At 50.5% G+C, this 588-nt stretch carries 2 tRNA genes and 1 rRNA gene; all 3 read right to left on the bottom strand.

Going from position 1 to position 588, the window contains the following annotated elements:
* Nucleotides 1-256: 256 nt before the first annotated feature.
* Nucleotides 257-330: transfer RNA gene (locus tag JMF81_RS05220), tRNA-Ile, on the bottom strand.
* Nucleotides 331-384: 54 nt separating this feature from the next.
* Nucleotides 385-457: transfer RNA gene (locus JMF81_RS05215), tRNA-Ala, on the bottom strand.
* 3 nt (nucleotides 458-460) lie between these two features.
* Nucleotides 461-578: ribosomal RNA gene (rrf, locus tag JMF81_RS05210) — 5S ribosomal RNA — on the bottom strand.
* Nucleotides 579-588: the final 10 nt, after the last annotated feature.

Below are 588 nucleotides of genomic sequence, written 5' to 3'. Positions count from 1 at the left end.
GCCCTTCCTACTTTGACCGTAGTTGGAACGGTTCGATCTTTCGATCCTCTCATTCCTCACTGATGCATAGCGTTACATCAGCGGGCTTTGTGTTTTCTTTCTTCGTTGTTAATTCTCGATGAAATCTGATGTCTTGACTCATTCTTTTTTAAAGAATGACTCTTTTCTGGTTTTGTATGAAGTTTTCAAGGTACATCCGCGTAAATGATCTATATCCTTTACGCTGACTGGGATCAGACTGTTTGTCTCTTCCCTATGGGCTTGAGTGGACTCGAACCACCGACCTCACGCTTATCAGGCGTGCGCTCTAACCACCTGAGCTACAAGCCCATTCTGGCTGGCCGCTTCCACGACCCTCTCTTCAATTCCAGGCTCTCGCCTGAGTGGAGAATACGAGATTCGAACTCGTGACCTCCTGCTTGCAAGGCAGGCGCTCTCCCAACTGAGCTAATCCCCCATGATCCGGCAGCCACCTATCTTCCCGGGCCGTCTCCAGCCAAGTATTGTCGGCCGCGTCAGTCTTAACCATCGTGTTCGGGATGGGTACGGGTGTTTCCCCGACGCGCATCGCCACCGGAAATATTCAAT

This window comes from Anaerostipes butyraticus, from assembly GCF_016586355.1.
Taxonomy (GTDB): Bacteria; Bacillota; Clostridia; order Lachnospirales; family Lachnospiraceae; genus Anaerostipes; species Anaerostipes butyraticus.
Note: the sequence above shows the minus strand (reverse complement) of the source record. Positions and strands in the feature narration are given on the sequence as shown.